The sequence below is a fragment of the Paenibacillus aceti genome (assembly GCF_003614185.1).
Taxonomy (GTDB): domain Bacteria; phylum Bacillota; class Bacilli; order Paenibacillales; family Paenibacillaceae; genus Fontibacillus; species Fontibacillus aceti.
Map to the genome: position 1 here is coordinate 5,181,950 of NZ_KZ987724.1, position 13,301 is coordinate 5,195,250.

Annotated in this window: 13 protein-coding genes; 8 read left to right on the top strand and 5 right to left on the bottom strand. The window is 48.1% G+C overall.

The genetic code is table 11. The features are described from left to right. Positions 1-397: 397 nt before the first annotated feature. The 4 genes from BFJ94_RS23185 to BFJ94_RS23205 all read left to right on the top strand — a co-directional run bounded on the left by BFJ94_RS23185 (position 398) and on the right by BFJ94_RS23205 (position 6,349). Positions 398-1,075, top strand: a complete 678-nt coding sequence (locus BFJ94_RS23185; protein ID WP_120464761.1) for a response regulator transcription factor — start codon at positions 398-400, stop codon at positions 1,073-1,075. Beyond that, positions 1,072-2,424 (top strand): sensor histidine kinase, encoded by a 1,353-nt coding sequence (locus BFJ94_RS23190; protein ID WP_120464762.1) that lies wholly within the window; start codon positions 1,072-1,074, stop codon positions 2,422-2,424. The genes BFJ94_RS23185 and BFJ94_RS23190 overlap by 4 nt, the downstream gene beginning before the upstream one ends. Positions 2,425-2,579: 155 nt before the next feature. Beyond that, the gene (locus tag BFJ94_RS23195) at positions 2,580-4,076 is read left to right on the top strand and encodes an alpha/beta hydrolase family protein (protein WP_120464763.1); all 1,497 of its coding nucleotides are present in this window, start codon (positions 2,580-2,582) and stop codon (positions 4,074-4,076) included. An 863-nt stretch (positions 4,077-4,939) separates the two neighbouring features. Then, positions 4,940-6,349, top strand: a complete 1,410-nt coding sequence (locus BFJ94_RS23205) for a deoxyguanosinetriphosphate triphosphohydrolase family protein (protein ID WP_120464765.1) — start codon at positions 4,940-4,942, stop codon at positions 6,347-6,349. A gap of 238 nt (positions 6,350-6,587) precedes the next feature. On the opposite strand, the gene BFJ94_RS23210 is transcribed toward BFJ94_RS23205, so the two are convergent. The 4 genes from BFJ94_RS23210 to BFJ94_RS25515 form a co-directional block, all read right to left on the bottom strand. Then, complete coding sequence (locus BFJ94_RS23210; RefSeq protein WP_120464766.1) at positions 6,588-7,157, bottom strand: thymidine kinase; 570 nt, start codon at positions 7,155-7,157, stop codon at positions 6,588-6,590. Between the two features lie 246 nt (positions 7,158-7,403). Further along, positions 7,404-8,300, bottom strand: coding sequence for an AraC family transcriptional regulator (locus tag BFJ94_RS23215; protein ID WP_120464767.1), 897 nt, complete (start codon positions 8,298-8,300; stop codon positions 7,404-7,406). Positions 8,301-8,782: 482 nt separating this feature from the next. Continuing rightward, entirely contained in the window at positions 8,783-9,619 is an 837-nt protein-coding gene (locus tag BFJ94_RS23220; RefSeq protein ID WP_120464768.1) for a sulfurtransferase, read from the bottom strand. Between the two features lie 156 nt (positions 9,620-9,775). Next, positions 9,776-9,940, bottom strand: a complete 165-nt coding sequence (locus BFJ94_RS25515) for a hypothetical protein (protein WP_162944384.1) — start codon at positions 9,938-9,940, stop codon at positions 9,776-9,778. A 121-nt stretch (positions 9,941-10,061) separates the two neighbouring features. On the opposite strand from BFJ94_RS25515, the gene BFJ94_RS23225 reads away from it, so the two are divergent. The 3 genes from BFJ94_RS23225 to BFJ94_RS23235 all read left to right on the top strand — a co-directional run bounded on the left by BFJ94_RS23225 (position 10,062) and on the right by BFJ94_RS23235 (position 12,353). Beyond that, entirely contained in the window at positions 10,062-10,859 is a 798-nt protein-coding gene (locus tag BFJ94_RS23225; protein ID WP_438803696.1) for a sulfite exporter TauE/SafE family protein, read from the top strand. A gap of 81 nt (positions 10,860-10,940) precedes the next feature. Continuing rightward, positions 10,941-11,864 carry a DMT family transporter gene (locus BFJ94_RS23230; RefSeq protein ID WP_120464769.1) on the top strand — a complete coding sequence of 308 codons (924 nt, stop codon included), beginning with the start codon at positions 10,941-10,943 and terminating at the stop codon, positions 11,862-11,864. Positions 11,865-11,981: 117 nt separating this feature from the next. Beyond that, a complete protein-coding gene (locus BFJ94_RS23235) occupies positions 11,982-12,353 on the top strand; it encodes a hypothetical protein (protein ID WP_120464770.1) in 372 nt (123 codons plus the stop codon). Positions 12,354-12,461: 108 nt separating this feature from the next. On the opposite strand, the gene BFJ94_RS23240 is transcribed toward BFJ94_RS23235, so the two are convergent. Further along, on the bottom strand, positions 12,462-12,677 hold the full coding sequence (locus BFJ94_RS23240) for a hypothetical protein (RefSeq protein WP_120464771.1): 216 nt from the start codon (positions 12,675-12,677) through the stop codon (positions 12,462-12,464). A 208-nt stretch (positions 12,678-12,885) separates the two neighbouring features. Here BFJ94_RS23240 and BFJ94_RS23245 point away from each other — a divergent pair. Further along, the coding region (locus BFJ94_RS23245; protein WP_205571048.1) for a hypothetical protein at positions 12,886-13,301 on the top strand (416 nt) is incomplete at its 3' end.

Sequence of the window (13,301 nt, forward strand, 5' to 3'; positions counted from 1 at the left end):
CTGTGATCTGTAGGCTTTTTCTCGTGCAATCCCCCCTCCTTAATTTAGATATTCCGCTTAGTTGCAGAAATACAACTATTCCGAGGGAAATCAGCCTGTAGTCTGGCAATAGATGCGAATATACAACTATTATCTGACTTTGGCCCGGATCGAGGGGGGAATCCCCCAAATAGTTGTATAACTGCAGTTATATTCCCCGTTGAGGGTATAAACCGGGCAGATAGTGGTATATATGCATCTATATTCCTTCCACCCCTTCCCCCCAAAAAAATGCCAGCGCATAATGGAGTACCTGGACTACCACCCTATCGTCTCATGAAATCATTCAGATTCCTATCCATATTTTAGGCGGCCACGTTATAATAGGGCTACCTAGAAGAAGAGGAGAGGGAGAGGAATGGCTCATATTGTCATAGCGGATGATGATGCGCATATTCGCGAGTTGATCGGCGTTTATTTGCAGAATGAAGGGTTTGAAGTGACGGAAGCAGAAGATGGCGTGGCAGCACTGGCAGCGGTGAAGAATGTACAGGCGGATCTCGTCATTCTCGATATAATGATGCCCGGGATGGACGGCTGGGAGCTATGCAGCACGCTGCGTGCGAAGTACCCTGATTTGCCACTGCTGATGATCTCCGCCAAAGGTGAACCTGCTCATAAAGTAAAAGGATTCCGGCTTGGAACCGATGATTATATGACGAAACCGTTCGATACGCTGGAGCTAGTCATGCGGGTCAAGGCGTTGCTGAAGCGTTACCGAATTACATCTGCGCAGACCGTTCAACTTGGTAAGCTGCAACTGAACCGTCAGGCTTATAAAGTATTCCGCGGCGATGAGTCGTTCACTCTGCCGTTGAAGGAGTTTGAGCTATTGTATAAGCTGGCCAGCTTCCCCGGGCAAATTTTCACAAGGGATCAATTGATCGAGCAAATCTGGGGGTTCAATTATGAAGGCGATGAGCGGACGGTAGATGTCCATATTAAAAGATTGCGTGAACGGTTCGGGGAAGATGCTGATGTGTTTCGAATCGAGACCGTACGTGGCCTTGGTTATCGACTTGAGGTGAACGGATGATCCGCTCATTATACACTCGTGTCGTTCTGACCTTCCTACTTGCGGTTATTGCCGGGTTGAGCATCGCTTTTGTAGCGACCTGGACGATCTTTCAGACGCGGCTAGAGAAGGAAATCGAGGAGGAGGTCTTGGCGGTCTCCAGTGATCTGGTTGAGAGCTATGCCCAAGCTTCAGACCAGAGCCTGGATTCACTTCGTAATCATGCCCGTGCTCTGCGCAACTATTCGATCCGCATCATTGACCAGAGCGGTGATATCCTGGTTCTTAATTCTCCATATGCTGATCATGGGATTGCCGTACCATCTGAAGAGTCCAGACGTGTATTGAACGGGGAGACGGTGGTATTTACAGATCGTGGAGCGAAGATCGTGGGACGCCCCTTTGAGCGGAGTGGCGAATCCTACGCCTTATTCGTAAAGCCAGCAGATAACAGTAGCTTCCCCTTGGCGCGCATTCTGGTCACCTTCCTGCTAATTATGTTTTGTATAGGTGGTTTTATATTCCTGATTGCTTCCCGATTTATGGTCAAGCCCATCCGTAGAATGACTGATGCCACGGAACGAATGGCCCGCGGTGACTTCGATGTTGAGCTGAACTTGAACCGCAGGGACGAGTTAGGTGTATTGGCACAGAGCTTCGATCATATGTCAAAAGAGTTAAAACAGATTGAGCAAATGCGTCAGGATTTCGTGTCTAATGTGTCCCATGAGATTCAATCACCACTGACCTCGATCACCGGATTTGCCCAAGCGCTGCGCGATGGTGTCGTATCCAGCGAGCATCAGACGAGATATCTCGGCATTATAGCGGAGGAGAGCAAGCGGCTCTCCCGGCTTAGCGATAACCTGCTCCAGCTAGCTTCCCTGGATTCAGACCATCATCCGTTCGCACCGACTACTTATGCGCTTGATGAGCAAATCCGCCAAGTTATCGTCTCTCTGGAGCCGCAATGGTCTGGTAAGCGAATCGTCATCGAGCTTGAATTGCCGGCAGTTCAAATTGTTGCCGATGCGGATCAATTAAATCAGGTATGGATCAATCTGCTCAGCAATGCTATCAAGTTCACGCCCGAGGGGGGCAGAGTAGGTATCGAGCTGCGTTTGACCACCAACGAGATTGAAGTGATGATTGCTGATACAGGAATAGGTATTTCCCCGGAGCAGATTAACTATGTGTTCGAGAGATTTTACAAGGCAGATCAGTCTCGCAATCGTGTCAGCAAAGGCAGCGGACTAGGGCTTGCCATCGCACGTAAGATCATTGAACTGCATGAAGGGCAGATCTTCGTCGCCCATAGCTCTCCTGACGAGGGAACTACGATTAAAGTTATCTTGCCGGCCGGGAGATAATGGCTAGCAAAGTCTCCGGTACGGAATTTTCCGTTGGCGGAGGCTTTTTATTTTCCTCTGTTCATATTCAGTTCATATTGGGTTCATGATCCGTTCATGACCACAGGATAAGATGGTGCCGAATAAAATATTACAGCCAAATAGGAGAGTTCGAGATGAGAATTTTTGAGGTGCTTCTTCTTTTATCCAGTGTGGTTTTACTAGTGATGATGTTCTCTAAGAGCATCCATTGTAGGACGTTATTTTTGGCTAGCGTGTCGGATATGGTACTGCTCATTATTCACTTGGTAGTGGAGGGCTATAGAGTACAGCTGCTATTTCCTTATTGTCTTATTGTCATTATATTTAGTATTTCGCTGTATCGATTGCTTCGGAAAGAAGAGGCCCGCAGGGTACCGCGCTATTTATCCGTGCCACTTACCAGCATAGCCACTTTGTTGTTGGTTCTCACGGCGGCTCTTATGTATGCGTTCCCGGTATTTCCATTACCAGAGCCGACAGGCAGCTTTAAGGTAGGTACGCAGACCTTTCATTTTATTGATTACGGAAGGAAAGAACAGTTCGGAGAGCAGCCAGGGGTACAGAGAGAGCTGATGGTTCAGGTATGGTATCCGGCGCAAAATACAACGGGCAGACCGCTGCCTTTTATCCCCGAGAGCACTAGAGTGCTTAAAGAGGAACCGATGTCTCAGACGATGGGGATTCCGCGGATTTTCATGAATTATCTGAAATATATTCAGACCCATTCCTATGAGGGGGCCGAGGTGGCGAGCTCCAATTCTTCTTACCCGTTAGTTCTTCTGAATCATGGCTTCGGCTCATCGAAGATTTACCAGACTTCACAGGCCGAAAATATGGCAAGTCACGGTTATATCGTGGCCTCGATTGACCATACTTACAGCACATTTGCCACTGTATTTCCAGATGGGCGCACGACGACGATGAGAACCGATGATGAACAGGTTGGAGACAAGCCGTATCGGGATAATGTAGGAAAAATGTGGACGGATGATGTCACTTTTACTCTAGACCAGCTTGAACAGATGAATGCCGGGCTCATTCCTAGTGGGTTGGAGGGGCGAATGGATCTGAAGCGTGTGGGTGTATTTGGTCATTCCTTTGGCGGAGCCGCTTCCTATGATGCGGCTAATGATCCGAGGATTATGGCGGGGATCGATCTGGACGGAGCGCTCTATCGTTATGATCAGGCTCCATTAACGAAGCCGTTTATGTTCATGTTCTCGGAACGCACCTTCGACCTCTACAATAAAGTGAGGGAACATTATATCTATACCGATGAGGAACTGGCGGAAATGGGGGCGACAAGAGAAGGGTTCGAGGAGGCTCTAACTGAGGTTGAAACCCAAGTGGAGCATCTTGTATATGTGGCTCAGCATGGAGGTCAAGTTTTGTATATCGAGAATACGGAGCATTATAATTTTGCCGATCTGCAGTTCATTACTCCATTTTTGCGCCAATTCCAGCTCATAGGGACCATCAGCCCTGCTCGATCTGCGGCTCTAGTGAACGCATATACGCTCGATTTCTTTAACAAGTACTTGAAGGGTGAGGGTGGGAGCTTGCTTGAAGGGCCGAGCAGCGAATATTCCGAAGTGAAGTTTGCGACATCGCTGTTTGCTGGGAAGGAGTAATAATTGAGTGAGGGGGCAGTGCTGCAAATATGCAGCCTTTTGCCCCCTTGTTCAAGGATCAGGTCGATATGGTGAAAATAACGGCATTATCCTTACGGAGTTGTTCACCACGGGTCGGAACAGTTGCGAAATTCCTGCATAATTGCAGGCTTTGGCGAAACCTGGGGTGTAGATAGATTCTAACGAAACCTGGTATCGCTATTCGCGCCCAAAAGGGCCTCTGAAAATTGTAACGAAACAGGGTAACGTTATTGGTTTACATAAGAGTGCTTGAAGCCTGAATTCTCTCAAATAGCGCTATGGAGTTTCGTTAGATTCGATCCGGGCTTGTTTTTGAGTAATTAGCGTTCTGTAGTTTCCTTAGAGTTGTATCCTATAGTTATATGAACCTACATAACCGTGAAATTGATTTCGTAGAAGGACAAGTCCTTCCATGGTAACAAAATGAACGAGGAGAACTTCAAAACTTTTGAGTATAATTGAAAATTCCTGTTCTCCACTTGCCGAATAGAACGCTTGATCGTACTGGGATTACAGGATATGAGGCAACGCGAATAACTACAAGAAAAAGTAAAAACCCACCCCAAGGTTGCACGCCGAAGGTGGGTTTCTAACGTCCTTTAACTTGAAGGGATACCCCATCCAAGCTAATTGTACAGGCCGAGTGTTACCAGCACTCGGTCTTTCTGACGTTATTTTACCATAATAGACCCCCATTTCACCTTCTTTATACATTCGGATATCCATGCAATCCTCTATTGAATAATTGGGCTTATGGCAACTGTTTTAAATTGTCGCTTTAAGTTTCGCCCTATGGTGGCTACAATAACATAAAAAGGGAAAGAAATATGGGGGCGAGTTTTATGAATATCCAGGAATTGAGGGAACACCGGCAGTACCCGGACAATATCGGGCAAGAAAATAGTCGCGCGACCTTTGAACGCGATTATTCGCGGTTGATTCATTCGCCGACCTTCCGCCGATTGCAGGGCAAGTCGCAGGTATTCGGGGCGGGGACCGGTGATTATTACCGGACGCGGCTGACGCATTCGCTGGAGGTGGCGCAAATCGCCAGAGAAGCGGCGCGGAGCTTGCTGCGATCCTATCCGGATGTTGCTGTGGAACGCGCAGACCATCCCGGATTGATCATCGATCCGGAGGTCGTTGAGTGTGCGGCCATCTGCCATGATTTTGGACATCCTCCATTTGGCCATAAAGGCGAAGAGGTGCTGGATCATATTTTGGAGAAGCTGGTGGAAGAGAAGATAGAGCAGGCTTTGAAGAATACCGACCCAACACCTGATGAAGTACAACGGGTTCGGGTTGCTATCCGGCAGAAGTATGAGCATTTTGAAGGCAACGCCCATAATTTTCGGCTGATGATGTTCCTGGAGAAACGGGAAAATATCGACGGCCTTAACTTGTCAGACGCCGTGCTGCTCGGGACGAACAAATATCCTTACCCCGGCACTGTTAATAAAAAAGGCCTCTATCTGCATGAGTGGGAATATATCTCCTACATCCGCGACCGTTGGGGCATTCCGGAAGGGAAAAAAACGTTCGAGGCACAATTGATGGATTTATGCGATGATATCGCTTATTCAGCACATGATCTCGAGGATGGCATTAAAGCGGGTAAAATTGAGGTGCATGAGCCTTTTCTCAAGGATTCGCATATTCAGCGGCTGATCGTCGAGAAAGTCATGACATTGGAGGATTCCTTCTGGGACGGTTGGACGCCAGATCAGATTCTGGTCAAGGTAGAAGAGGTGCTGAATTCATTCTTACGCGTCTGGAATGAGAAAATGCCGATTTGTAATCATGAGTATTCCCGGACACGTCGCGAAGTCAAGGCGTATTGGGTCAGCCTGTTCGTGTCCAGCCTTGGTGTAGTTCCTGACGGTAACTGGCAGAAAGTAACGTTCGTGAAGGAAGGTCTGGAGGATGAGGATATGCTGCGGACGGTGAGCGTGTTGAAAAGCTTTGCTTGGGTGACCATGATCCGCGACTTACGGGTGCAACGGCTGCAGAAGCGCAGTGCTTGGGTTATTAAGCGGCTATGGGATGCTTTTGTCGATCCCGAGACATCCAAATCGATTATCCCTGGCGACTGGCTGCGCCGTTTTGATCGCGATCAGGCGAGGGAGAAGCCGATATGGACCTGGGAGCATATGATCATCGATTATATCGCTGGCATGACAGACGCTTATGCGGAGAAGATCTATAATGAGCTGTACGGACTGAAGGTAGGGACAATTTACGAGATGGATTAAAATAAAGAAGAGGCTGGCTCATAAGCATAAGCTGGCCTCTTCTTTATTTCTAACGAAACCTGGTATCGCTAATTGTGCTCAAAACGGCTGCTGAGAATTTTAACGAAACGGGGTATCGTTATTAGTTTACATAAGTGGTTATAACACCGAAATCCTCTGAAATAACGATATGGAGTTTCGTTAGATTTGATTTGCTGCTAATTTGGGGACAATAGCGATCTGTAGCTTCGTTAGAGTTCTAAAGCGGTGGGTTTGCATGGCATTTGCGGCATACTGGATAGTAGGTATCGTTACCGCCGATTTGAATTTGCTCCCCAGTATAGACGGGTTTGCCGTTCTCTACCCGCAAATTCATCGTTGCTTTGCGCGCACAGAACCAGCAGATCGTCTTCATTTCCTCGATCTTATCCGCATAGATCAACAGGAGGCGGCTCCCCTCGAAGAGCTGATTCTGGAAATCATTCTTCAGCCCGAACGCCATTACGGGAATGTCCAGCTCGTCGACGATCCGAACGAATTGCTTAATGCTGGACTCACCTAGGAATTGGCACTCATCCACCAGTACACAGTAAAGCCGTGGGGTATGGTTTTTTACAATCTCGAATACGTCCGTATCCTTGTTCATCGGTATAGCCGGGCGGCGCAGCCCGATCCGGGAGGAAACGAAGCCGACCTCATCCCGGTCATCCACAGCAGGAGTGAAAATAAGCACGGGTTTGTTCTGTTCCTCGTAATTGTGCGCCACCTTCAAGATTTCAATCGATTTGCCGCTGTTCATTGCCCCATATTTGAAAAATAATTGTGCCAATCTATGTCGCCCTTTCTCTAATTCGTATCTTAACCAATGATTATTCTATCATATATCGGCGAGTTGCATAGAGAACAGCACGGGTGCTCACGACTTTCGGTATAGGGGGAATATTCAGAGGGGGATGGGCTCGGGTGTGGACGGATGGGGGCATATCAGTCAAGATTGAACGTTAAAGACAAGTTAGCTGCCGAGAAAGTCTCGACAGCCTGATGCAACCCCCTTTGGATTTCTCCTACGAGCCAGTTATATTTTGCGAACCGCAAACCAGAGTTCGATATAGTTGAGGCCGTCTTTTGTCCCGTTCATTTCGAACTCTACCCCGTCTACCTGCTCGTAGCCAGCCGTAGGGAGCCATTCGGTGTAAAAGCGACGGTAAAGCGTTTCGATCGTCTCTCCAAACTGCTCCCATTGATGTGGCTCTGACGGAAAGATCGCCCACGTATATGCGGGAATCGTTACCGTGGTGTATCCGTCTGTGTTGCTGTTTTCTTCCTTAAATGCGCACAGCATGTAAGGAAACGTATCCGGTCCAGTCTTCCTGTAGCTGCAAACCGCATTCACAGGGTATAGATCTTGGCTCACGAAAGTTGGCAAAACGCCCGCACGTGCTTCAAGTTGCTTCACTTCGCCGTTTGCATGGCTCTGCTCCCAAAGCTTGGCCGGCGTTTGAAGTGCCTCTCCACCTCCGTCGGTGCGAAAAATACCTTCAATTCCGAATACCTCAAAACGTTCCTTCGTCTCAATCCGATAATTCATTGCATCTGCCCCTTTGATCGTGATAAGGAAGGACAGACGGGGGTAGGCTTTTAGCACAATTCCGTCTTGACGAGCCATGGCCGGAGTGATCCCGTGTAATGCATGAAACGCACGCGCGAAAGAGACCGGAGAGTCGTAACCGTATTTAAGCGCAACATCGATTACCTTCGCTACTCCCCTATGCTGTAGCTCCAGCGCAGCAAGTGTCAACCGTCTCCGCCGAATATACTCCGCCAGCGTCACGTCCGTAATGAATGAGAACATTCGCTGGAAATGGTACGATGAACAGCAGGCCATGCGAGCCGCCTCGCTAAGCTCAATCTCCCCGGTTAGGTTCTCCTCAATGTAGTCTATCGCCCTGTTCATTCGCTCCAACCACTCCATCTTATTCCCTCCTCTTTAGTTCAAGTATAGTCGGAGCAAAAAATCGCTTCGCAACGTTTTGTGCACAAAGAAGTTGCTTCACCGTGATTGGGCCGCGTCGCCGTGATTCATGCCTTTTCGTAGCGACATTCTATTCTGTGTAGATATCTTCTCTGGGGTTTGTTCAGTAGGACGTGATATAACTTGAAGTTATACGAGAATAGGGGTTGAAGAAACAGGACACTTGATCGCATGCCCGATAAACTTTAAGATACGGTTGTATAATTGAACCTTGGGTGGGCGTAGTTTCCCTTCGAGCATATGCTTTCGAAGTAAGTTTCCTTCGGAAACTTTGTAGGAGGTGGAGCCCATGGAACCCATCCAAGCCAATTGTATAGGCTTAGTGTTCGTAGAACTTTCGATTTCAACATATGCGCTAGCGCATATACAAGTGATTGTCACAACCCCAAGCTCGCGTCCAATCGCGTGCTGGCTCTCGCTCCCTACTCTTCTCCCGTCGCAATCGGATTCTCGGGATACGAGATCCAGTCGCTCCAGCTTCCCGCATATAGTTTAATTTTCTCATAGCCGGCTTCCTTCAGGCCGATGAAATTCGGACAAGCGGAGACGCCTGAACCGCAGTATACGATGATCTCTTGGTCGGCGGGAAAATCCTTGTAGTGCTCTGCAAGCCGGTCGGAAGGTATCCATTTGCCATCCTGTTCCACGAGTAGCTTCCAGAACTTATTCTTCGCTCCAGGAATATGCCCAGCAGCTTTATCCATCGTTTCCTCTAACCCTTGATAGCGGCGAGGATCACGTGAATCAATGACAATTATCTCGCTATTACTGGATGCGCTGCGCACTTCATCCATGCTGGCAAGCATTTCGGGACGCAGGCTATATGTATAGCTTGCAGGCACACGGATGGGTTGGTCGGCGGTCACCGGATAATTGGCGTTTTTCCATGCTGTGAAGCCTTCGTTCATAACATGGGCCTGCTCATGCCCTAAATAACTCAGCAGCCACCATAATCGGGAGGCATTCATTCCGCCTTGATCGTCATAGACGATCACCCGCGTTTCAGGTGTTATACCGAGCTTAGCCAATGTCTGGCTCAACTGCTCCGGATCGGGAAGTGGATGGCGGCCGCCATGCTCGCGGATCGGGGAGGAGAGGTCTTGTTCGAGATCGAGATAGACCGCGCCGGGAATATGCTCCTCTTCATAAGCTTTACGTCCAGCATCGGGCTGCCCCATTTCAAAGCGGCAATCGACAATCGTTACGTCGGGCTCGTACATCCGTGCCAACACCCAGGCCTTGCTTACTATAATGCTCATAATACAAAACACCGCCTTCAAGTAATATTGAATAAAGCCAGTATACACCGTTTGCAGTAGAGAAAAAATAAACGGGCTTACATGCGCGTAGCCAGCCATACGAAGCATCTGTACATAATAAATGAGAGAAGGTATGATTAGGACGGTTATCCAGACTTAACGGCGATATACGATGCGAATATTCAGGTGGTGGTAGGTCTCTTCGGTATAATGCTGATGGGGGCAGCTCTTGATACAGCGATGGGAATCTGATTCGACATGAAGCTTCTCATTACAATCCGGACAGCGGTCCTGAAATAAAGATTTGAGTTTGCTCAGCATGTCAATCCTCCCTCTATATTTTTCATATTGAATTACTTGGTTTTATTTATTGTAACCCATCTTGATTCATTCGTATATGATTCGCGCAAAATGAGATGAGCAGCTTAGGAGGCATACATACGTGGATACAGCAGGATATTTCATTATGTTCTTGATTGGCCTGATCGGGGCTTTTTTTTCCGGATTGCTGGGTATCGGAGGGGCGATAATTAATTATCCGCTGCTGTTGTACGTTCCTGATTTGCTTCAGGTAGGCAACTTTACTCCGAAAGAAGTGTCGGGAATCAGTATGTTTCAAGTTTTCTTCTCGTCCTTGGCCGGTGTCTTGGCCTACAAGAAGCATAGCAAGACCGCAGAATCATTGATGCACAAAGGGCTAATAAGCAATATGGGGGTCAGTATCCTGATCGGTAGCTTGGCAGGCAGTATTAGCTCCAAGTATTTGCCTAGCGAAACGATCAATATCATATACGGAGTATTGGCAGTAATTGCAGTTATTATGATGATGGTTCCAAACCGGGGAAGTCGGGAAGCGGTGGAGCTTCAAGAGATTTCCTATAACCCTGCTACGGCTTCGGTTGCGGCTCTCTTGGTAGGAATCTTATCCGGGATCGTTGGAGCGGGTGGCTCGTTCATCTTAATCCCCATCATGCTGACCATCTTGAAGATTCCCACCCGTGTTACGGTGGCGTCTTCGCTGGCCATTGTATTTATATCGGCGATCGGCGGTGTGTCAGGCAAGCTCATCGGCGGAGGTATTCCGCTACTGCCGACCATCTTTGCCGTGCTGGGCAGCGTTCTTGGCGCTCCAATGGGTACTCGGGTCAGCCGTCTTTTGAACGTGACATCTCTTCGAGTGGGATTAGCTGTACTGATTGCCGCGACTGCCATCAAAATCTGGTGGGGCATCATAGCATGAGTTAGGTAAGGTGGATGGATCACAGTAATGTGATGTTAGCGTGTTAACTATACATATTTTTTGGATCGAGGGACTATTAAAATGCATTCCAGAGCTAAATCATCTGTGTCATATGAAATTCTTTATATTATCGGCATTATAGCCATATCATTCTCTTCCATATTCGTCCGCTGGTCCAGCGCAGAAGTATCTATTATTGCGATGTACAGATTATATCTTACGAATCTGCTCATGCTTCCCCTGCTATGGAAGTATCGCAAAGAAATGCTTCAGTTGACCTCCAGACAATGGCTCATGATAATTTCGTCGGGACTCATGCTGGGGCTGCATTTTTTGTTGTGGATGGGCTCGCTGCAGTTCACGACCGTAGCAAGCTCGACGGTAATATTAACTTTGGAACCGATTATTGTGATGTTCGGGTCGTTCTTTCTGTTCGGCGCTCGGATCAATCGGGCTATGCTGATCGGTCTCAGTCTCGCTCTTATCGGCTCGATTGCTATCGGCTTTGGAGATTTCCAGCTATCACAGGCGGCGATTCGTGGAGATATTCTGTCTCTGCTTGGGACAGTGGCGGTAGCAGCACATATGCTGTTAGGCAAGCATTTACTCTCAAGCCTTAGCGCCTATGTTTATAATTTCTGGGTGTTTGCGATCGCTGCAACGTTCCTGGCCGGGTACAACTTGGTACTTCATATTCCTTTTACCGGGTATGCACCGAGAGAATGGGGAATCTTCCTGTTGCTTGCTGTAGTGCCGACCTTATTCGGTCATTATCTGTTTAACTGGCTGATGAAGTACATTAGCGCGGCGGCTGTATCTATGGCGGTATTAGGTGAGCCGGTCTTCGCATCGTTACTGGCCTGGTTATTGCTTAAAGAGAGCCTTGGTTCCCTCCAGCTAGGAGCTGGATTCGTTATATTATGCGGTGTGGCGATCTTTATCCGCTATGGGAAGGACGCACCGTCCGATCAGGTGGATCAAGCGCGGCAGGAGAAGGCTGCTTAATCCTCAAGACATTTCCCTTGATTCGTTTATATCATTTTTCAATTAACGGTGATTGGCTTATACCAATGCTTCTTTCTCTTAATAGGATAGATTAGCAAAAGAGAAGGGAGCATCAATATGAAAAAACAAGTACATGTATCGCAAACTTATCCGAGATTAACAGTTTACAGCGAAGAGAACTTCCGGGGAGCGAGGCGGGTTTACACAGGGAATTTAGGAATCCGTAATACGGATAATATCCTTGATGGAATCGAGAGCCTGCGCTTCTTCTCTACGAGCAGCAATGCTACGCTGGTGCTGTTCACCAGAACGCGGTTCAGAGGCAACTTCCGCGTCATCCGCGGCAACCGCAGCCTTGCTGATCTGGATGATCTGATCAACGGCAATGATGTGGAATCGATTATCTCCACTAACCAGCGTCTGACTTTGCAGCAAATTCGGAATATCCGCAGCAGCGGCAATCTTCCTCCCGGCTATAGATTAATTTAACTTATCATCAAAATATTAAGCTAGTACCCTACCATCAGGCGATCCGGGAGAGGAGTTTCCTTACCTGGACGCCTGATTTTTACATAGAGAAAATCGCTGTGCCTACCGTTATGACTTCTTCAATTCAAAAAACTCACATTCCAGACGTGAATGATACGTTAAATCGCTGACGCTGGATTGGGTAATAATCTTGTCCTCTGTGAAGCGGATGATGGTCGCCCCGCTCTCCACCATATGGCTATTGTGAAATACACGAATCCGCAGCTGACGGTCCAGCGCATCCTGGAAATCTCGATCGGTGGTGAGGCGTCTATTGATCGGCATGATGTCCGTTCTCCTTCTTTTTCCGGAATGAATACTTGAAATAGCATAGCAATCCAACCAGGTCGTTGTCCAGTCCCGGGATAATCAGGAAGTCTCTCCACAATGAGAGGAAAAAGCCCAGTCCCTTCTATAGGTCATTTCCATACACTATAACAGTCTAGAAGCGCCATAAGAACATTTGGAATAACTGCTATAAGGGGATGATGATATGGGGAAGCATAGAGGTAAGCAGCGGCACACCGCTCTCGCCCCGACGGGAACGATACTGCAGCGGATTGCGCGGCAGATGCTGCCTTTCTACAAAGCGATTGCCTGTAATCGAAAATATGCCGCAGCCTGGAGCAGAGCGATCGTCGCGGCTGATCTCGATGCGATGATTAAGCTGCTGCGCAAGGTATCACCTGTCTTAGGCAAGCAGGGGCTGGGGACGAATGCGATTGGTTACTTTATCTCTTTTGAATTTTGCAAGTTGGGCTATTCGAATGGTGTAACGATTCCGCCGGGAACGGTGCAATTCAAGTTCGAGACCCGGGTAAATCAGGCGATGACGAGGGCTTTTCTGCCGCTATATCGCAAACTGGCTTTGAGTCGCTCCTTCGCTGATAAGCTGGCCCGGGCGATCCG